The sequence below is a fragment of the Mesorhizobium sp. WSM4847 genome, from assembly GCF_055811335.1.
This window is the reverse complement of sequence record NZ_JBVVPY010000012.1, coordinates 13,539-33,255: the sequence shown is the minus strand read 5'-3', so window position 1 is coordinate 33,255 and position 19,717 is coordinate 13,539. Positions and strand designations below refer to the sequence as shown.

The 19,717-nt window shown below is 57.6% G+C and carries 19 protein-coding genes and 3 pseudogenes; 2 read left to right on the top strand and 20 right to left on the bottom strand.

What is annotated here, in order from left to right; genetic code table 11:
* Positions 1-4: 4 nt before the first annotated feature.
* Positions 5-1,206, bottom strand: a pseudogene (gene glyA, locus AC0L28_RS18410) (serine hydroxymethyltransferase).
* Between the two features lie 665 nt (positions 1,207-1,871).
* On the opposite strand from glyA, the pseudogene AC0L28_RS18405 reads away from it, so the two are divergent.
* Positions 1,872-2,181: pseudogene (locus AC0L28_RS18405) on the top strand (transposase); the annotation flags it as partial.
* A 27-nt stretch (positions 2,182-2,208) separates the two neighbouring features.
* On the opposite strand, the gene AC0L28_RS18400 reads toward AC0L28_RS18405, so the two are convergent.
* From AC0L28_RS18400 to AC0L28_RS18385, 4 genes are all read right to left on the bottom strand, one after another.
* Positions 2,209-2,418: a helix-turn-helix domain-containing protein gene (locus tag AC0L28_RS18400; RefSeq protein ID WP_473479233.1), complete on the bottom strand. Its 210-nt coding sequence runs from the start codon at positions 2,416-2,418 to the stop codon at positions 2,209-2,211.
* Positions 2,419-2,572: 154 nt separating this feature from the next.
* The gene (locus AC0L28_RS18395; protein WP_473479559.1) at positions 2,573-2,767 is read right to left on the bottom strand and encodes a helix-turn-helix domain-containing protein; all 195 of its coding nucleotides are present in this window, start codon (positions 2,765-2,767) and stop codon (positions 2,573-2,575) included.
* Positions 2,768-2,833: 66 nt separating this feature from the next.
* Positions 2,834-3,049: a helix-turn-helix domain-containing protein gene (locus tag AC0L28_RS18390; RefSeq protein ID WP_473479230.1), complete on the bottom strand. Its 216-nt coding sequence runs from the start codon at positions 3,047-3,049 to the stop codon at positions 2,834-2,836.
* Positions 3,050-3,339: 290 nt separating this feature from the next.
* The gene (locus AC0L28_RS18385; RefSeq protein ID WP_065012446.1) at positions 3,340-3,552 is read right to left on the bottom strand and encodes a helix-turn-helix domain-containing protein; all 213 of its coding nucleotides are present in this window, start codon (positions 3,550-3,552) and stop codon (positions 3,340-3,342) included.
* A 127-nt stretch (positions 3,553-3,679) separates the two neighbouring features.
* On the opposite strand from AC0L28_RS18385, the gene AC0L28_RS18380 reads away from it, so the two are divergent.
* Positions 3,680-3,931, top strand: a complete 252-nt coding sequence (locus AC0L28_RS18380) for a DNA -binding domain-containing protein (RefSeq protein ID WP_473479227.1) — start codon at positions 3,680-3,682, stop codon at positions 3,929-3,931.
* A 30-nt stretch (positions 3,932-3,961) separates the two neighbouring features.
* Here the strand turns inward: AC0L28_RS18380 and AC0L28_RS18375 are convergent, their stop codons facing one another.
* From AC0L28_RS18375 to AC0L28_RS18305, 15 genes and pseudogenes are all read right to left on the bottom strand, one after another.
* Positions 3,962-4,246 carry a DNA -binding domain-containing protein gene (locus AC0L28_RS18375; RefSeq protein WP_473479224.1) on the bottom strand — a complete coding sequence of 95 codons (285 nt, stop codon included), beginning with the start codon at positions 4,244-4,246 and terminating at the stop codon, positions 3,962-3,964.
* Positions 4,134-4,754: a transcriptional regulator domain-containing protein gene (locus AC0L28_RS18370; RefSeq protein WP_473479556.1), complete on the bottom strand. Its 621-nt coding sequence runs from the start codon at positions 4,752-4,754 to the stop codon at positions 4,134-4,136. The genes AC0L28_RS18375 and AC0L28_RS18370 overlap by 113 nt, the downstream gene beginning before the upstream one ends.
* Before the next feature lie 7 nt (positions 4,755-4,761).
* Entirely contained in the window at positions 4,762-5,394 is a 633-nt protein-coding gene (locus AC0L28_RS18365) for an acyl-homoserine-lactone synthase (RefSeq protein WP_473479553.1), read from the bottom strand.
* 100 nt (positions 5,395-5,494) lie between these two features.
* Complete coding sequence (locus tag AC0L28_RS18360) at positions 5,495-6,220, bottom strand: helix-turn-helix transcriptional regulator (protein WP_473479221.1); 726 nt, start codon at positions 6,218-6,220, stop codon at positions 5,495-5,497.
* A 660-nt stretch (positions 6,221-6,880) separates the two neighbouring features.
* Entirely contained in the window at positions 6,881-8,287 is a 1,407-nt protein-coding gene (locus tag AC0L28_RS18355) for an aminotransferase (protein ID WP_473479218.1), read from the bottom strand.
* 311 nt (positions 8,288-8,598) lie between these two features.
* Positions 8,599-8,974 (bottom strand): annotated as a pseudogene (locus tag AC0L28_RS18350) (IS66 family transposase); the annotation flags it as partial.
* A gap of 515 nt (positions 8,975-9,489) precedes the next feature.
* On the bottom strand, positions 9,490-9,996 hold the full coding sequence (locus tag AC0L28_RS18345; protein ID WP_473479216.1) for a TIR domain-containing protein: 507 nt from the start codon (positions 9,994-9,996) through the stop codon (positions 9,490-9,492).
* A 9-nt stretch (positions 9,997-10,005) separates the two neighbouring features.
* Positions 10,006-10,866 carry a DUF4231 domain-containing protein gene (locus AC0L28_RS18340; protein WP_473479213.1) on the bottom strand — a complete coding sequence of 287 codons (861 nt, stop codon included), beginning with the start codon at positions 10,864-10,866 and terminating at the stop codon, positions 10,006-10,008.
* 18 nt (positions 10,867-10,884) lie between these two features.
* Entirely contained in the window at positions 10,885-11,472 is a 588-nt protein-coding gene (locus tag AC0L28_RS18335) for a hypothetical protein (protein ID WP_473479211.1), read from the bottom strand.
* Between the two features lie 792 nt (positions 11,473-12,264).
* Positions 12,265-12,762: an Lrp/AsnC family transcriptional regulator gene (locus AC0L28_RS18330; RefSeq protein WP_473479208.1), complete on the bottom strand. Its 498-nt coding sequence runs from the start codon at positions 12,760-12,762 to the stop codon at positions 12,265-12,267.
* Positions 12,763-13,260: 498 nt separating this feature from the next.
* Complete coding sequence (locus tag AC0L28_RS18325) at positions 13,261-14,814, bottom strand: fumarate hydratase (RefSeq protein WP_473479205.1); 1,554 nt, start codon at positions 14,812-14,814, stop codon at positions 13,261-13,263.
* Complete coding sequence (locus tag AC0L28_RS18320) at positions 14,811-16,244, bottom strand: NAD-dependent succinate-semialdehyde dehydrogenase (RefSeq protein ID WP_473479202.1); 1,434 nt, start codon at positions 16,242-16,244, stop codon at positions 14,811-14,813. Before AC0L28_RS18320 ends, AC0L28_RS18325 begins: the two co-directional genes overlap by 4 nt.
* Positions 16,245-16,439: 195 nt before the next feature.
* Positions 16,440-17,366 carry a LysR family transcriptional regulator gene (locus tag AC0L28_RS18315; protein WP_473479199.1) on the bottom strand — a complete coding sequence of 309 codons (927 nt, stop codon included), beginning with the start codon at positions 17,364-17,366 and terminating at the stop codon, positions 16,440-16,442.
* A gap of 145 nt (positions 17,367-17,511) precedes the next feature.
* Positions 17,512-18,426, bottom strand: coding sequence for an HpcH/HpaI aldolase/citrate lyase family protein (locus AC0L28_RS18310; protein ID WP_473479196.1), 915 nt, complete (start codon positions 18,424-18,426; stop codon positions 17,512-17,514).
* 133 nt (positions 18,427-18,559) lie between these two features.
* Complete coding sequence (locus AC0L28_RS18305; protein WP_473479551.1) at positions 18,560-19,711, bottom strand: CaiB/BaiF CoA transferase family protein; 1,152 nt, start codon at positions 19,709-19,711, stop codon at positions 18,560-18,562.
* Positions 19,712-19,717 lie beyond the last annotated feature (6 nt).

Below are 19,717 nucleotides of genomic sequence, written 5' to 3'. Positions count from 1 at the left end.
TGGCTTACCGGTCGAGGATGCCTGGGACGTCGAACGCAGTGCAGAAGTCGGCAACGTCTCTTCGTACGCTCGCATGAACTTCCTGATCGTCGGGCTGGTGGCAGACGGAGTCGATGAAAGCGGCGATCTGCACCATTCCCCCTCACGCATGCCCATGGACGTCACTGCCGGCGACCCCAAGCGGATTCCGCTTGTGACTGCCGGGTCGCGCGGGTCGCCCGGCACCATATTAAAGTTCGTAATGATGCCTGCCCTTGCCAGGCGCTCGGCATAGGCTTTGCCTGAGAGCGGCCGGTCCGGAGATCAAGGATCAGCATGTGATTGTCAGTCCCGCCGCTGACCAGGTCATAAACACGATCCAGAAGCGCCTCGGCCAGAGTCTTGGCATTCCTGACGATCCGGTGACCGTAGGTACGGAAAAAGGGGGTCGCGGCTTCCTGCAAAGCAACAGCTAGCGCGGCGATGATATTCATGTGCGGCCCACCTTGCAGTTGAGGAAACACCGCGCGATCAATCCGTCTGGCGAGATTGTATTTACTCGTGGGATGATAGAGCGCCTGATAGCGATCTTCATTCTTCGACAAAATAAAGCCTCCACGGGGCCCGCGGATCGACTCGTGAGACGTGCTGGTGACGACGTCGCAATGGGCCACGGGATTCGGATGCGCTCCAGCGACAATCAGGCCGCAGTGTGCGCAATGTCGGCCACGAGATAGGAGTTCGCCTCCAGAGCGATTTCTGCCATTGCAGCGTAGGGACGTGTTGGTAATCGCTGCCGGAGAAGTTGCCGGCCCAACCATGGGTCGGATGGCCGCCCTCGGGGAGAGGCAAGCCCATCACTTTGTCTCCCGGACTCAACAGTGCTCGATAGATGGCCTGATTGGCCGGCGAGCCGGAATAGGGCTGGACGTTGGCGTGCTCACTGCCAAACAGCGATTTCAAGCGCCCGATCGCGAGGGTCTCAAGCTCATCGACGATCTCGTTTCCCGCGTAGTCGCGCGCACCCGGGTACCCCTGGGCGTACTTGTGCGTGAAGATCGAGCCGGTCGCTTCCAGCACGGCTGAGGAGGCAAAGTTCTCAGATGCGATGAGGCGTCGTCCGCTCCTGCCGTAGACCTAGTTCGTGAAGTGGCAATCGACGTGGACCAAGGAAGACCATCCGTATGTGCCGGGCTCTGCGATGGCTGCGTCAGCGGAGTTCTTCATAGTAGTGTCGCGCTCCCATCTGGGCAGATCTTTTTACGATCAAGCAGCAGTCTCCTTCGACCACGCGTCTGTACCGCCTCGAGCCGCTCCAGGTCCCGCTTGTGATACCAATCGTCGCGGGGCAGAAGATCGACCAAGAATTGAACCAACCCTCCGTCCTTGCCCCCTGCATTGAGATGATATGAGGACCAAGGACGTTGTCCGTTGCCGCAAAGAACGTCGGCTCTGGCGAGCATCCGGACGTGTCGCGCAACGTGCTCCCGACGAAAATCGAGAATCTCCGCTAGTTCGCAGACAGTCAGGTCGGCATGCGCGCAAAGGCCCAGGATCCGAAGGCGAACAAGATGTGCTGCTGTCATTAGGCGATCGATAAGTATTATCATTGGCCAGCACGACGCCAAATAGAAGAACTGAACCCTCGTCCTGCTGGCTTTGTCATTTCGCGCTCTTCGCAAATGCTGTTCGGCAGCGGAACATAAAACGCATTAGATTTCTGCCGTCACTGAACTCGAAAATTGTGGTGAGCGTACCATTGACGGCGATTTGCGGTCGCAAAGATTCCATGAATTTCTTTGAAGGATCTGTTGCAACGCCTAAACAAGAACGCGACGAGATTGGCGAGGTGCTGGTAAGACGGCAAGCTGGCGAACTGCTTGGCCAAGAGGGAGGCGATCGGCGCCACCTTTCCCCAGGCGACAGTGCTAACGTGCCCGATCCACCATTAACTTGATTTCGTGTCACGGAAGGATCGTAAAGCCGTCGTGCCGACGCTCAGCGCCATCTGCCGGGGCGCGGACGCAAGCCGGCATGAAGGCTCTGGAGGACTTCAGGCCCCGGGACTGGGCCGGCGACAACCGGCGATCACTCAGAGCTGGCGGCGCGACTGGCAGCACGTCGTGCCTCTTCGCCTATCCGGGTGTGCGCAGCATCATCTGGACGACGGATGCGGTCGAAATGTCCGCGGCGCGTCGGCGCCATTTCCAAAATAGCGCCTAATCCTGGTCAGTCAGGTCGCACCAGATCGATGTGGCTGACACGGAGGGCTTGTGCCAGTTCATAAAGCGTCACGATGGTGGGGTTCCTTTTGCCCTTCTCCAGCCCGCTGATGTACTGCTGGCTGAATCCGGAGATCTCGGCAAGCTGCTCCTGCGTCAAGCCGGTCTTCTCCCTGATCCTACGTGCATTTCGTCCGACCAGCTTGCGCACATCCATGCGCGGAGGTCAGCGGATCACGGGCCTTGAGTTTATCAACTACAATATGTAATCCACATTGTCATCGATTTGCCCGAACCATCTGCCGCGAGGGCAGCAAATCCAGGGATGCGATTTCGATGACGTTGGTCGCTCAAGCCAAGCACAGCACGACCTATCGGTCACGCAAGCGACGCACACCCGCGAGAACCCCGCAAGGGTCGATTTCGAGCGCTTCGGCTACGTCGAGGAACTCAATGAAGTCCATGCGACGTTCACCGCCCTCATACTTGGCCACGAAAGACTGCGGGCAGCGAAGCGCTTCGGCAACCTTGGCCTGGGTTAAGCCCTTGTTCTTGCGCGCCGCTATCAGCTGTTCCAGCAGCCGGCGTTGGCGGGCGATCGAAGGATCTCGGCATCAGACGATGCATTAAGTCTATTCCGATCGCGGATCGAGCATCCTTGCCGGCTCAACCTCCAGCACCGTAGCGATCTTCTCGACCATGTCGATGGTAGCAGCATATACACTGCGCTCAAGAGCGCTGATGTAGGTTCGATCAACACCAGCTTCATGTGCCAGCGCCTCCTGCGAGAGCTTCTTTTTCTCGCGAAGCCTACGCAGATTGCGGGCAAAGACCTCTCGGATTCCCATACGCGAGAGGCCACCCTCTTGTTGAGGATTTCACCACGGAGTATACTCTACAAACTAGGAGCAACTGGCACGAGCATCGACTTTGCCCGAACTACCTGCTGTTAGAGTTCGCGACTTCCCGGATGCGATCTGACGATAACTATCGCTCAAGGTCAGCGCTGTAGGTCACGCAAGCTGCGCCAGGGAACGAAGCCGAATGGTCTAGACCCATGTCGAAGAAAGCGGGCTCAGTTCACTGGCGCGCCATCAAAATCGATTTCGGCAATCCGGGATGGGCCGGATCGCCTTTGTTACTGCGGCGGCCGAATCAACTCACAAGGATCAACGTCAAGCGCTTTTGCGAGCCGGCCAAGCACACTGACGCTTGCGGAAACCCGAGCACGCTCGATCGAACCAACATAGCGCATGCTGAGCTCTGTGCGGGCAGCCAATTCTTCCTGCGTCAGGTCCTGATCATGGCGCAAACGACGCATGTTGATCGCCATGACCTCCTTGAGGTCCATGGCAAGATAGGGACCAGAACCGGAACTATCGTTCTAGGAACGATCGTTCCTATTCGATATGATTAGCCCAACGAGGAGATGTCTTGCCCTATCCGATGACGACAAACCCGAACCGCAGGAGGTCGCGATGAAACCCAAAGTTCAAGACGAAGTCCCGTGGTCGGACCGTCTGACCGCTTACGACAACGAGCACTTCACGATCTATATGAGGCTCCTGGACGCGTCCGCCGACGATGCCAGCGAAGACGAGATGGCGCAGCTCGTCCTCGGCATCGATCCGGTGCGAGAACCTGAGCGCGCCCGAATGGCGGTTCGCAGCCATCTCGATCGGGCAAACTGGATGGTTACGACTGGATACAAAGAACTGTTCGCGCGCTGACCGGCCCCAGGTGAGCTATTCCAATTACTTTCAGGCGAGGAAATCCAGATAGCCACGATCCATGAGCATGTGACCGCGCCGGACAGCACGGGGAATGCGATCGCGAAGGTGGTTGCGCGGATGCGTCCAGTCGACCTGGACGCGTTGCCGGCCCAACAGGGCCCTTGCGATTTGACGGTGCGATGCACCGCCTAGCGAGCCGTCAAGCGCCTGGATGACAAAGCGCAGACGGCTGGCGCGGGCCTCGGGCGGAAACAGCCTGTCGGGAAGTTGTCCGGTCGCGTGAAGAGCATTGAGGCATTCGAACGCATTCAACTGCTGTTCTTCCGATCGGCGGGCCAGATCGCGTCGACGGAAAGCCGAACGGGGCGCAAAACGTCCGCGCCCTGCACAACCAGTTGTAAATCCGGTGAGCATTTCGCAGCATGATATGCCGGCGACCGTCCGCCGTGATCACGAGTGCCGCCCGACATGGCAAGGCAACGAGATCAAACGAAAGCGTTTCGGGTGACAGTGCCTTTTCCGCAATGACCGGCAGAACATGAGGGCATTGGCGGAAGCACCAGAACACAAACGCATCATGCCTCAACGAGCTTGCGAACAGGAGCCCCCACCGCGTCAGATCGGCCGACGATCTCACCACTTCTATGCCGAAGCGCCTTTCTGCAAATTCTGCGTGCTCAAGCGCGTGCCTCAAGTCACGCTGGAAGGCCGGATTGCGCCGCAGGAATTCCCAGGCCCAGCCGCGTTGCGTCAGGTGCCGCGTATAGCGATAGGATTTCTCATCCTGCCAGTCCGGCCCGTCGGCGTCATTATCTATCATAACCATGTCAGGCGCCCGTGCAGAGTACAGGCGCCCACAGCACGGGACCGCCAAGATCGCCATTGTGGCGGACCGCAGCAAGGCTCGCCTCTGAGACATCCAAAAAGCCGGCAACGGCGCGCGTGGTGCCGATTGTCTGGGGCTTACCTATCCGGACCAGCGGCCATCCGGCGCGACGCAGGATTCGCTCCATGCCCAAATCCGTAACCGTGACGAAATGGGTGAGTTGCCGTGACAAACCGAACTCGATCATGCCAGCGAGAAGTTCATACGTGGCAACAGCTATACTCCCACTGCCCTTCGGTGCAGACGGTGGGAGATCAAGGGCGAAACGGCTGCTTTCCCAGACACTCGGTTCCTCGGGTGCCGCTCTCCCTTCCAATAGCCTCGAAAAGACATCTCGCAGCATCGTCGGCCCCGTCGAGGGCAGAAGGCGTACGCCGCCCCCGACGCGACCGGCGGAATCGCGCAACACGAGATAGTGCGGTTCCAGGGAATCGAATGAATCGATCTCGAAGCCGCCGGTGGTGCGCACGTTCCAGTCGAGCCGTTCCTTGAAGACGCGGTAGCGCAGGCGGTGCATTTCGTGAAGTTCGTCGGCAAAGGCGCCGTACCAGCCGGGCGCAATAAGTTCAATCATGATGGTCTCCTCGCAGGTATGACCCTGCCATTGGAGGCGAACCTTCATGCCGCGATTGCCTGTGCAATTGCACAGGTGGATCAAAGAGGGATTCTGTTCCTCAGAAAATTGATGATCGAGAGGAGGCCAGCAGCATCACCGCCTGATTTTTGGTGCGCACGCCGAGCTTCTTCTTGGCATTGTCCAGATGGAAAGCGGCCGTGCGCTCCTTGATTCCCAAGATGCAGCCGATCTCCCAGGCGGACTTGCCCTTCGCCGTCCATTGCAGGCATTCGTACTCACGGGGCGTCAGCAAAACGCCGTCCACCGCCAGACCACCCGAAAGCTTGCGGCGAACGCCAATGTGAAAGCACGTCGCCATAATCTCGAGCGTCTGTTCATATTGCTCGGCGATGCGCAGGAAAGTCGGATCAAGCCTGTCTGCCGCGAAGGTCATCGCAGCGACACCACCGCGGCGATCGAGAAGTGGAATCGTCAGTCCGCAGCAGATGCCGAATTCGGCAGCCTCATCGAAAAGCTGTTGCTGTCGCTTTGAAATGCCGGCATAGCCGAAATCCGGTCCCCACCGGAAGGGAAATCCGCTGTATCTTGCCCATCCTATGACCGGGTCGATCCTTTCATATTGGTGGCGCAAGTAGTGCGACGTCCAGCTGGAATGATAGTTCGATATCAGCCTCGGCTTTGTGACGCCATCAGGCACCAGAGACAGGTAGGCGAATGCGCGAATGTCGAAGGCGCCGACCGCGTTAGCCAGTGCGTCACGCAAATCGACCTGATCGACGCTCAAAGACAATTGTTCCAGCAAAGTTTTGAAGACGAGCTGCATTTTCTCCTGCGGCTGTTTTCAATTAAACCTGGGACTTTCTGCTTCTTGGCAGCTACGGCGAGAAGACTCGCCTCCGAGATAAGACGCTGGAGAAATTCACCGCGATGATTGCTCCCCCGACTTTCGATCATGTGAAGGGAGATGTGTGCGACCTCGACGCCGGCTGCCGTAAGCCGCGCGTCGGAAGCTGCGATGGTGGGCGGTTGGCATGGCGTAATAAAAATATCGAAGCTCGATGTGCTATCCGGATATGCAGATCTCGGACTCTCGATTGCGGGCGCGCCACAATCACCCTGATCCAGCGGGTCAAAAAAGGCGCCCTGCCGGCGGGGAGGTACACCGGCAGGGCGCGCCGCACAAACGCCCTGGTCGTTGGGCAACAGGACAGCGGCGGCAGAACTGATTTGGTTATCGCTTGCGATCGAAGTTATCCGAAGCATGCTTAGAATCTGACGGCTTGTAGTTTAGCAGTTTCGGTCGGCTCGGCGCGAAATGCGCTGTCAACCCGTCTTCAACATCGGGACACCAATGAGCGACGAGCCCTAACGACAGCCTGACGTCAAAGCGTCTGGCCTGAGGGAAAGTTCATCCAAGGGACCACTACATTGGTTACCCGGGACGGCGTCGACCTCCGGCTCGTTCCCGTCGGCGTTCGCATGTTCATATCGCACCCTCGGCCTTCAACGCGCGATAGGTTGTCTCGACAGATTTAGCAGTTGCGTCGACGATTATGTCGATCTCCTTTCGGGTGATGATCAAAGGCGGGGCAAAGCCGAGGATATCGCCATGCGGCATGGCGCGGCCGATGACACCGTTCTCGAACAGAGCAGCGGCGGCGCGAACGCCGACCTGCAGATCGGATTCAAACGGTATCCTTTGTTTTGGATCTCGCATCAGATCTACGGCGGAGAGGATTCCGACACCACGAACCTCGCCGACGATGGGATGTCCCGCCAGTTCGGCATTCATGCGGGCATGCCAATACGGTCCGACGTCGCGGACATGCTCCAGGATATTTTTTTCCTTTAGGAGTCGAATATTGGCGAGTGCGGCCGCAGCGCAAAGTGTGTGACCCGAGTATGTCCAGCCATGGCCGAGGGCGCCGTGCTTCTCTGTTCCTTGTTCCAAGACCGACCAGACGCGGTCGCCAATGATTGACCCGGAGATGGGCAGGTAGGCGGAACTCAAACCTTTGGCGATGGTCACGAAGTCCGGCCGCATGCCATAGAGGTGGGAACCGAATTTCTCACCGGTTCGTCCAAACCCGCAGACCACTTCGTCGGCGATGAGGAGGATATCGTACTTGTCGAGCACGCCTTGGATAGCGGTCCAGTATCCTTTTGGGGGTGGAACGATACCGCCTGTCCCAAGCACCGGCTCTCCGATAAAAGCTGCGACGGTCTCCGGGCTTTCAGCGAGGATAAGGGCTTCAAGTTCATCCGCGCAGCGTTTCGAGAACGCTTGCTCACTTTCGCCGTCATGCGCCTGGCGATAGTGGTGCGGCGTGGTGGTATGGCGTACCAAGTCCAGCGGCAGGTCGAAGAAATTATGGAAGAAGGCAAGGCCTGTCAGGCTCCCTGTGACCAGCCCAGACCCATGATAGCCGCGATGACGCGAGATGATCTTCTTCTTTTCAGGGCGGCCGAGGATGTTGTTGTAGTACCAGACCAGTTTGATATTGGTCTCGTTGGCATCGGAACCGGACAGGCCGAAAAAGACCCTTCGCATGTTTTGACCAAAATATTCGACGACGGCCTCTGCCAAGAGGGCGACTGGCTCCGTACCTTGACTTGCATAGACATGGGCAAACGGCAATTCGTGCGCCTGCCTGGCAATGGCCTCGGCAATTTCCGTGCAGCCATACCCCATATTGACGCAGTAGAGCCCACCGAAACCGTCGAGGCTCTTTCGGCCTTCGGTATCCCAGATGTACACGCCTTCCGCACCGGCCATAATCCGGTTTGGCGTCTCGCCTCGGCTGTGCTTGGCCAGATGCGTTGACGGATGAAAGACGAAGCTTCGATCCTTTTCTCTGAGTTGCTCGGTTCCCAGATTGCTCAAGCGCATGGTCCCTCTCCTCGCCATAGTTGGCGGAGGCACTTGGCCAGCCGCCTGTTTAGCAAATAGCATACTTGAAACGTCTCTCGAGTTTCTCGGGAATGCAGGTTATTCGCCGCGGAATTCGCGGGATCGCCCCCCCGATTGCCGTGAAAACTAAGGCGCTACCTTCGCCTTCGCCGATAGGGTTGAATTGGTCTCACTGATTCTGCGACGACAGGGCGAGTCCTGGAAACATGAACAGCTTACGACGCGCATGCGCCCAGCATAGCGCCGATTTTAGCGGTCGCGGTCCCCTGGAGGAGCGGGTTGTTGCCGCTATATGCAACGGTTTGCAGGATGCCGTTAAAGGAAGAATTGCGCTCGGGATGCTGTTCCCGCCGGTCGCGCGAGGTACGATAGAGCGCCGCCGGCGATGTTCCGCCGAACGGCCGGTTATCCCTGACATGGGTTCTGATGGTCCGGATCGGTTTTGCTCTTCGCCCAGGTGGTGGCGCAGGTGATCAGGGGCAAGCACATTCGCCTCGATTAGCGCATGCACCGGGTTCTGTGCCGCGGCACAGGCTTCAACCCGGTCGGCCGGCGCCGAGAGGCTGAGGTCGTGCCCCCGCGCATTGCGATCGCTTTGCAGCGGCTGGTGCTCGGCAAACTTCTTAAAAGGATAATAGCCAGCAGCTTCGGCCCGGCAAAGACGCGGTGAGAGCGCCTCGCTATCGACATCTTGATTCGCAGCCGACCAGCGCCGCCAAGTTCGGTCGTCACTGTGTTGCTCTTCTTGCGATCGCATATTCGTGGTTGCTGCGCAGGGCGGGTTGCGCAGTCCGAGCGGCGGCTCGCGCGACGCGGGCGAACCGACAGAACTCTTTGCGCCGCCCGGAAAAGCTACCTCCATCAATGCTGGCCGATCGTGCAGTCTTGAAACGCTGGCTCCAGCCTCAAACGTCACTGCGACCAGCCGCTCCTTTTCTCTCGAAACCAGCGCCCTCGTCCGACCTGATCACTCGATCTGATGTTTCGAGCAGGGATCCTCCTAGTGGCCTAGTGGTTGGACTCATGACCTGCAGCCTTCAGCCAAACTCAGCAAATCGGACGTTCTCCGTGGATTATTATCAGCGGCTCGGCAAACTCGGAACACGCCGGCAGACGCTGCTAAGGTTAGTCGCGCCAGCGGATTGCGAGGATCTTCAGGTTAAGGACCTTAGGTAGGGCGATCATAATCCAAGATCCCGGTAGGTGCTTTCGCCATAGCTCCTGGCGCCATCGGCACGCTGAGCGTTTGAAAGCCGATGAAATTCGTTAGGCCAATGGGCAAGCGCGTGCTTGATAGCCTTCATCTTGAACGGCACGTGCACAACGCATTTGTCCCTGATGATGGGCGGACAGATCGCATCTTGTTGTCGCGAACCGTTGAGGTTTGCTGCGATTATCGGAAGAGCTAGATCAAGTGCCAATTCCATTTCCCAGCGCACGAAGCGATAAAGGTTTTTCGTTTTCTCACCGATCAAGACAAGTACCTGGCTCGATCCATTCATTCTGTTGCGAAGATTGCGTTTAACATAGTCTTCGTCCTGTGCTCGGCTCGTCATATTGTCCAGATCGTGAGCGTTCGCGAATTCAAAACTCACATTCTCGCTGGCATTCCACCCTTTCATAAAGCGGTATGCCCAAGCGTCTTCATCGCCATCAAATATTACATAGGTCGGATCGCTGTATGCCATTGTTGTCTCTTAGTTGTTTTGACGAGCAACCCACTGGGTATGCTCCCTTGAGAAAGCCAGTTCGGCCTCGTTCACCGCCGCGGAGAATGCCTCATCAGAGTTGGCGTCCGTAATAAGGTCGGCAGTCAATCCGATCTCGTGAGCTGTCAACGTGTAAGCCGATGCCAATTCGTTAAATTTCTTGATCTGGGTCCACCCGATAAGCGAGGCGGCGATAACGATTAGCGGCTCTGTCGGCCAGCCTGGCATCGCTGGGTCAGCGATGCGTACTACGATGAACGAGAACCCCAGAGCGTAAGCAATGACACCAAGGCCCATCCAAATTTTCGCGGATCTCTTGTTCGAGCGCGCTTTCTTCTCGTACCACTTACGTTGATCGCAAATTCGTTTCTGCAGATATAGCTCTTTTCGTGCTTTTAGCTGCGAGTCCCTTATCGACATCATCTCGTCTGTTGTTTGTGGGGATGCTGAATCCTTGCCGCTCAACGCGCTGCCAAGGTGACGATTGCTGTCAAGGATACCTTCCATGAGCTTGCGAAAATCAGCTCTAGCGTCGGCCGCACGCACGTCATCGAACGGCTGTGCTCGCATAGCAAAGCGCCAGGTCAATGTCTTTACTGACTCGGCCAAAGCTCTAGCTTGGTACCAGACCTGCTCGGGCTTTGTGACCGACCGGAAGATGAGGATTCCCATTGAGCAAAGAAACACCGCCGCATACACACCGAAATAGGCTTTTGATGGCGAGAAATCCAAAGAGAGAACAGACGCGAAAAAAAGAAGAATGTACTCTGCCCGGATCAGGCGAAGAAATGTCGCCTGCTGCTCGTTAGATGCCACGTCAGCGCTATTATAAAGTCCAGGATATTTCATTTTTTAGAGCACGCCATTCTATTTTATGGCAGCAAATTCTTTAAGCCAGGATTTGGCAAACGTAACGTTTGCAGTCGAGCTTATAGAGCCTAGTCTTGAGCTAGACGCGGTCCCTCTGTTTATAAACAGGACTGCAGGTCCGGTCCCATCGATGTAGGGGTATAAGCCCAAAAATTCTTGCCCAGAGAAAATTTCCGAAGAATTTTTTGCCACGGGGAGAACTGCTACCGCGGTCCGAAAGCCATCGAAAAAGCCAAGCTCCCAAGGCATCCATCTGGATCCTGGAGAATTGTTCGAATGCACATAGATTAGCGTCTTTGACTGCCTCATACGGGTCCGCAGCAACTCGGCAGTGGCCGAGGAGACCTTTGTGCGGTCCAGTTGTGAATCTTCGATCCAATCTACGTAAGCAGTGAACCCAAGCTCCTCAAAAATTCGCTTCACACCGAGAATGATCTCTGCGTCCTTGAAAGAATGTGACAGAAAAACGTCGAATGACGATCTGGCTGTAGCTGCGGCCATCTCTTCCTTTAGAACGATCGATGCGGCTCTATGTCCTCGAGTGGCATTCGCAACTTTTTTCAGCTCTGCCTCGGTCAGTAGCACTATTCAAATCCCCCATGTTCTGTTCGCAACCTATGAACTAGACGCCCATTCGATTAAGCGACCCATTGTCTCGTGAAAACTGGCACTTCGGGAAACCGCAATGCTCTCCAGCCGGTAGCGCAACCTCCACCTTCTCGAAGACCACGTCCCCTGGCAGCGTGACCGGGCTTGTCACCCACCTACGCGACCGCGGCCCAGCGATGCTCCTCGCTCAGAAGGCTGCGGAGACCAGCAATGTCAAACAGGACAGACGATCTCCTAATCTTGATCAGCAACGAACTTAGGACTTAAAAAGGCGATGGAGCGATCTCCGACGAGGGCCGGTTTGCTCGCCAAGGCCGAGCGGGCCAGCTTGCACTCCCGCTACCCGTCGGCTTGCCAACGCTGCCCCCCCTACACGGGCGCTGACCGCGACTAAGCTCAATCGTCACTGATCGCCATTCCAGGGCGAAGGTTCCCCATTGAGGTAGCTGTAGAGGCACTTTTCGGCACTCCGCATCTCAGATATAGACGCCTCCTCCACCAGGCACGATCCGGTTGGTTTCTCGCCGCAACCGTGCTTGGCCAAGTGCGTCCGATGGCTGCTTCGATCCGTCTCCTGGAATCGATCGGTTCCAGATTGCTCCAGCGCATAGTCCTTCCTCGCAATCAACTGGCGGATAGCGCTCGGCCACCTTTTCCAGAATTTAGTATACCGCAAATGTCCCTTGAGTTTCGTCGGAATGGACGCTTTTTGCCGACGAATCTACGGGAGCCGAGCCAAACGCCGTGGAAACTAAAGCTTTTCGGGTTTTACCGTTGCCTCAGGGCGGACAAGGGTATTGGTGAATTGGACTTCACTGGTTTCGTAACGACAAGGCTATAGTATTGATCGATCCCTAAGCCTGCCTGCAGCAGTCCCTCCATGAAATCCTGATAGGCGGCCATAGAACGAGACGCGACCCGCATCAGATAATCGACGCGGCCCCCAATTGCCCAGCAGTCCAGGATTTCCGGAATCTCTTGGATTGCAGTTTCGAAGTGTCGTTGGTCCTCAAGACGATGGCGATCCAGCACGACCTCCACCAATACAAAGATCATGCCACCGATGAGAGCAGGACTCAGTCGCGCGTAGAATCCCTCAATAATCCCTGCGGCCTTGAGTGCTCGGAGCCGCTCCGAACAGGCCGACGCCGAAAGATGAACTCGTTTTGCAAGCTCACTTTTTGAAATCCGACCGTCTGCCTGAATTTCGGAGAGAATCCGGACGTCCCAACTATCGAGTTGCACGGGATCGGGTTTCGACTTCATAACCTGTTGCTCTCAAGCAGCGATCGACAGCGCGTTGTGCGCCGATCAATTCTATCACCAATTGAAACGACCGACATAGTAATGAAAGGCCGTTCTCGGCCCGAGATGTGCCAGAATGGGGTACGAAAATCAGCTGAGGGAGAGCGATCCGCTGAGAAAAGCTGCAGAAGTGTTTTGGCTATCGGCCCGACGCCTAACGGGGCAATGATGCAGCTGGAGAGGATAGTCGGCGGCGTCGGGGACGTCCTGATAAATAGATAACCCATTTCTTGAATCTCCGCTGCCGTACTTAATAGAGCGCCGCGACAGCATTCGAGCCTCGATCGCGTGGACGGCACACTCAATGCAGTATTCACTGGCACATTCAGCTTCGGGGTGAATTGAACACCTTGCTCGTCCGGCTCGCCGAGGCGCAGGGCACCGCAAATGCCGCTCGTCCTACGGCTTGCCCAACAATTTTGCGCTGGAGTCTGGCCGAAATCATCCAACCGGGAAGACTCAAACGCCGATGTTGCGTGCGATGCTGTCGGCCGCCATGCGCTTACGCCACTCAAGAGGCCCGGAATTGTGAATGGAATTTCCTTCAACATCGACAGCCATGATGACAGGCATATCCTGCACCTCGAATTCATAGACTGCTTCCATGCCCAGGTCTTCGAAGGCAATGAGCCGCGCTGACTTGATCGATTTTGATATCAGGTAGGCAGCCCCCCCTACTGCGATAAGATACGGCGTTTTGTATCTTACGATCGACTCGATGGCCGCCCGTCCCCTTTCCGCTTTGCCTACCATCGCGAAAAGCCCGGTTTCGGCGAGCAGCTTGTCCGTAAAATCGTCCAAGCGGCTGGAGGTTGTTGGGCCAGCCGGTCCGACCACCTCATCTCTCACAGCGCGGACGGGTCCAACGTAGTAGATAACGCGACCCTGCAGATGGAACGGAAGCGGCTTGCCGGCGTCGATCAACTCGACCATTCGCTTGTGGGCGGCGTCACGACCTGTCAGCACCTTTCCGGACAGAAGGAGCGTTTCACCACAGCGCCACGATGCCGTCTCTTCCTTGGTCAACGCATCGAGGTTGACCCTTCGCACGCCGGCTGGACTCAATTCGTCGGTTCCAATGTCGGGCCATGCGCGCAAATCGGGCGGCTCCAGCGTGATTGGTCCAGAGCCATCCAAGGTAAACTTCAGGTGCCGGTTGGCGGCGCATTGCGGGATGAGCGCCACAGGCTTGGACGCCGCATGAGTAGGATAGGTCGCAACCTTGACGTCAACGACCGTCGTCAGACCACCAAGGCCTTGGGCGCCGATACCAAGCGCGTTGATCCGCTCATAAAGCTCAATCCGCAGTCCCTCCTCTGCGCTTGACGCCCCCCTGGCGATCAGTTCCGCCATATCGATGGGGTCGTTCATGGCTTCCTTGGCCAGCAGCATCGCCTTTTCAGCGCTACCACCGATGCCAACGGAGATCAGGCCGGGCGGACACCACCCACTGCCGAGGGTCGAAACGGTATCGACTACCCAGTCGGAAACAGACCCGCTGGGGTTCAAGGTGGTAAAGCGTGCCTTGTTCTCCGATCCGCCGCCTTTTGCGGCAATGGTAATCTCAATCTGGTTACCCTGCACAAGGTCAACGTGGACGACTGCCGGCGTGTTATCGCGGGTGTTGACCCGTCCGGCGAGAGGATCGGCAACGATCGACGCCCGAAGCGGATTGTCCGGATCGAGATATGCCCGACGGACGCCCTCATTCACGAGGTCTGCGAAACTGCCCGCTGAGTTGATGCGGACGTCCATGCCGACCTTGGCGAAGACCACCACTAGGCCGGTGTCCTGGCACATCGGCCGCCGCCCGAAGGCCGCCATGCGGGAGTTCAGCAGAATTTGGCTGATTGCGTTCTTTGCCGACGGACTCTGTTCGCGCGCGTAGGCCTGCGTAAGAGACCGGATGTAATCTGGAGGATGGTAGTACGAGATGTACTGAAGAGCGTCGGCAACGCTCCTTGTGATGTCCTTGCCGGCGATGGTCCGTCTTCTATTTCCCACCGGATTCATCCAAATGAGCTGAGGCCGTTGACCATTTTGAGGATTTGGAAGCTTCGGACCCCCTGCTCGCCGCCTTCATATCCGTAACCACTCTGCTTGACACCCCCATAAGGGGCGTCCGCGGAAACCCCTTTCAGGTAATTCACACTGACAGCGCCTGCCGAAAGACTGTTGGTCAGCTTTCGTTGTGTATCGGCAGCTTCCGTGAAGAAGTAAGCGGCCAAACCATACTCGGTGGCGTTGGCTTCCTCAATCGCCTCCTCGAGCGCGTCGAACGGCGCCACAGTGAGGATCGGTCCGAACGGCTCTTCATGAAGCACTCTCGCTTCCTTGGGTACGTCCGTCAGGATGGTTGGCGGCCAGTAAAAGCCCGGTCGGTCGAGGCGGGCGCCACCGGTCTCGATGCGGGCGCCTCGTTCGACCGCATCCTTGGTCAGGCGCTGCATGGCTTCGATTCGCCGGGCGTTCGCCATCGGGCCCATGTCCGTTGCAGCGTCGTCTGGTAGGCCGATCCTGATCTTGCGGACCGCCTTCGTCATCCGGGACAGAAATTCCTCATAGCGGGACCGAGCGACAAAAATCCTGCTGGGAGCATTGCAGCTCTGCCCCGCGCACTCGAATTTGTATTCCGAAATAGCCGGTATCGCCCTTGCGAGGTCCGCGTCCTCGCACACAATAACCGGGGAGTGTCCACCGAGTTCAAGGATGCAGCGCTGCAAATTGTTCGCTGCGAGCGTGGCCAGCTGTTTTCCAACGGCCGTGGAGCCTGTGAAAGTCAAGACCTTCACGATTGGGGAACTCAGGAGATGCCGGGATATATGCACCGGAACACCGAAGACAAGATTGACCACGCCGTCGGGGATGCCTGCTTGGCGCAACGATTCAACGATATGGACAGCCACGCTCGGGGTCTCTTCAGCCCCTTTGAGGATCACCGGGCAGCCTGCCGCCAGCGCGGGGGCGAGCTTGCGCGCGATGAGAACGGCCGGATAGTTCCAAGGCGTAAAGGCAGCAACGACACCGAGCGCCTCCGGGACGATCATCCTGTTCGGGCCCAACGGAATCGGGGCCGACAGCTCATCGGCATGCCGGCCGTTCCATTCCAGCGTTTCGACCGCGCGCGCATATTCCCCTGTCGCTTCACCAATCGTTTTTCCCTGTTCGGACGACAGGTCCCTGGCTGCGACTCCGGCCTTCTCTGCAAGACAGCCGGCGGCAGATACGAGGATCTCGCCACGCTCTTTGGCAGGTCGTGAGGACCACGCCTTGCGGCTGCGTTCTGCCGAAGCAAGAGCCTCATCCAAGTCCGAAGCCGTCGCCGAGGCCACCGAGGCAAATACCTTCTCCGTCGCCGGGTTGATCACCGGCAAAGAGGCTCGGCTACCACCGGCTCGCCATTTGCCGTTAATGAAAAGCTCGTAGCTCCTGGCGTCGGACATCGCGGGCTCCACTTGTCTGAATTCTGGCCATACGAGTGCTGTTTCGACATCGAAACAGCACTCGTATGGCCAGTTTCATCGCGATGGTCGCGGCGGGTCAAATATCGAATATTGCCGAAGTCCATCTGGAATCCAGATTGATCTGATCCTGATGGCCGCAAGCGGTCATGCCCCAGCTTTGAGGTTGAACGGTCGTCAGGTCGCCTCAGGAGCAACCGCTGCCCAGCCCCGGATTTCAATCAATTCTCTGGCGACCTTCGGAATGAGCTTGCGGACCGCGGAAACAGCCGCACAACGCTCATCTTTGGGATTTACAGCAAGCACCACGGAGCGGGTAATCACCGGATCGACGATCTTGACCGTCCGGACCAGCCCTTGAGAGGCTTCTTTCTGAACGGCAGACGGGGCGAGAATAGAATGCGCTTTCCCCTCTACGACCATGTTGATGATCGTTGAGAGCGAGTCCACTTCAAACTTGACGTCCAGCGCGCAACCGTGTTGTGCGACGACGTCAGCCACCGAACGCCTGACATTGTTATTGCGCATGGGAACCGCCAACGGGAATGCATGCAGGTCCGCCAGAGATATCGCATCTTGGAACGGTGGCTCACCGGACGGGACTACCAGACAAAGGTCTTCGCGCGCTAGCACAGTCATTCGCCCCACACTGTCCGCAGTGCGGTACAGAACCGCCAGATTGAAGCGTCCAGCGGCCATCCACTCCTCCAACGGTCCCGTCATACCCTCGACCATCTTGAGGGACACCTTGGGCAGTTCGTTTTTCACCGCCTCAAGCAGCGGACCGCTCAGGACGCGAGCAGCCCCAGACGGAATGCCAATAGTCACCTCTCCGGCAGGGGAAGCAGCTGTGTTGGTCAATTCCGCCTCGGTAAGTCGAATTTCTTTGAGAATCGCCCGCGCCCGCTCGAGCAGTTTGGCTCCCGACGCCGTCACGCTCACGCCGGTCCTGTCGCGTATCAGCAGCTGAGTGCCGAAGCCTTCCTCCAGTTGACGCACATGCAGGCTCAGCGCACTCTGGGCGACATTAAGGAAGCCAGCGGCCTTCGTGAAACTGCCTGCTTCGACCACGCCGACGAAGTATCTTAGCTGCCTGATTTCCACGGTACTCTTCCGAGGGCGAACTGCAATTGATGTAATCTATCTCGAAATGTGATGGCGCGACAGCAATAACTGTGCCACGCCGATTGTCGCGGCAATCAACGGGCGAGGCGTGTCCTCCCGTCAGGTCTCATCAGTTGGTAAGGAATCAAACGCCCAGCTCGGCTTTCGTGCCCATGGCGATGATTTCACGAGCCCTTCGAATGACCGGTGCATCGACCATCTTTCCGTCCAAGGCGAAAGCACCTCTGCCCCGCGCCGCGGCATCATTTTCCGCCGCAACAACACGATGGGCCCACTCGATTTCCTGTGCGCTTGGCGAGAAAGCCTCATTGAATATGGCCACCTGTGTCGGATGGATCGCCAAAGCTCCGGCAAAGCCAAGCCGACGCGCGTGCACCGCGGCTTCACGGAGTTTATGCGTGTCAAAGAACTCGCCGATACTTCCTATGAAGCCTAGCGGCAGCAAGCCGGCCGCACGGGCGGCAAACAGAACAGAAAGGTTCGGCCCCAACAGAAGGTCGAATTCCGGGGCACCGCCAACAGCGGCACTGAAGTCTTCGGGACCGAGCGCCATTGCGATCATCCTGGGATGCGCCGATGCAATAGCTGCGAGCCTTTCCAAGGCGGCCGGGGTCTCGATCTGGGCAAGGAACCGGATGCGTCCCAGCGGAAGATTTCTTTCTCGTTCAAATTCCGAAACCGCATTGGCGGTCTCTATTACCCACTCTGCCGAATCCGTCTTCGGAAGCACCAGTGCGGTAACACCCGCCATTACGGCTGCATCGAGATCAGCCGCCAAGGCGCGCAAACCACGATTCACGCGGACCAAAACCGATTTACCCTTCCGGCCCACCTTTGCAACGCATGCAGGAAGCTGCTTCCGTGCTTCGCCCTTCTGATCCTGCGGAACAGAGTCCTCCAGGTCGAGAATGACGCCGTCCGCCCCGCGCTCATGGGCAGCCTCCACAAAGCGCGGAACGTGAGCGGGTACGAAGAGCAGGGATCTCCAGCGGGGAACAGACATCGCGCTTTCAACTGGCGGAAAAGTGTCCATGATCATGGAGTCGCCTCTGCGATCGATCGTGGCGAGGACGGTGGCAGTGAGCTTTCTGGATGCCCGATGCGCTGAGATGACCCGACATATCCACACTCCCTGTACGTCTCGAGCGCACACACCCTTCCGAGACGCCCGCTCACGCTGACGCGGCTCTTTCGCGCAAAATCCCCAGAACCTCTTCTCGGACAGTCTCCGTATGAGCGCCAAGAGCCGGAACTGGGCGCAGCGAGGGGCGCCGAGAGTTGAAAATCGCCGCCGGTGCTATCGTATCGACAGTTCCTTCCGGTGTTCCAACCTGCACCCTGCGAATGTGTGGATGCCTTGAAACATCCGCCACTTCGTTTAGTCGGCCATATGCCAAACCGGCCGCCTCAAGCTCCTGCATTGCTTCGTGGCAGGATAGTTCAGAAAACCGCCTGTCAATAATCTCATCGAGTTGCGCACGGTGACTGAGGCGCTCCATATTATCGGCAAAAGCAGATGCGCGTGTAAGCTCCGGCCGCTTCAGAAATTTCTCGCAGAAATTCATCCATTCGCGCTCATTCTGAACCGAAAAGATGACGTCTTTGCCATCGGCGCAACGATATGCGCCATACGGCGCGAGCGACGGGTGTTTCACGCCCGCGCGTACCGTGAGGTAGTCGCTATAGTCGTTTTGCAGAACCGGCACGTTCATCCAGTCGGCGATGGCGTCGAACAGTGATACCTGAATGCTGGTCCCTTCGCCGGTGACCTCGCGGTGATAGAGCGCCTGAAGAATGGCACTGTGTGCTGTCATGCCCGCCGAGATGTCACAAACCGAGACCCCTACACGCGCGGGCCCTTGGTGGGTGCCGGTGATCGCACATAAACCTGACTCAGCCTGGACGATGAGATCATAAGCCTTCAGATGGGAATACGGCCCTTTCTCCCCGAAACCGGAGATGTCGCAGGTGATCAGCCGCGGAAAACGTTGACGGAGATCCGCAGACCCGAAACCCAGTTTTTCGATACTGCCCGGCTTCAGATTCTGGATAAAGACGTCAGCAGCGGCAATGAGCGTGTCGAGGACCTCGCGGTCCGCCTCCAACCTCAGGTCCAAACAGACTGACTCCTTACCCCGGTTGAGCCAGACGAAGTAAGCGCTCTGCCCCCGGACCAACTTGTCGTAGTTTCGGGCAAAGTCCCCTTCCAGCCGTTCGATCTTGATTACGCGGGCACCGGCGTCCGCAAGGCGAGACGACGCATAAGGCGCGGCCACTGCCTGCTCCACAGCAACGACGGTGATCCCCTCAAGGCAGTTTTGCATCGCCAC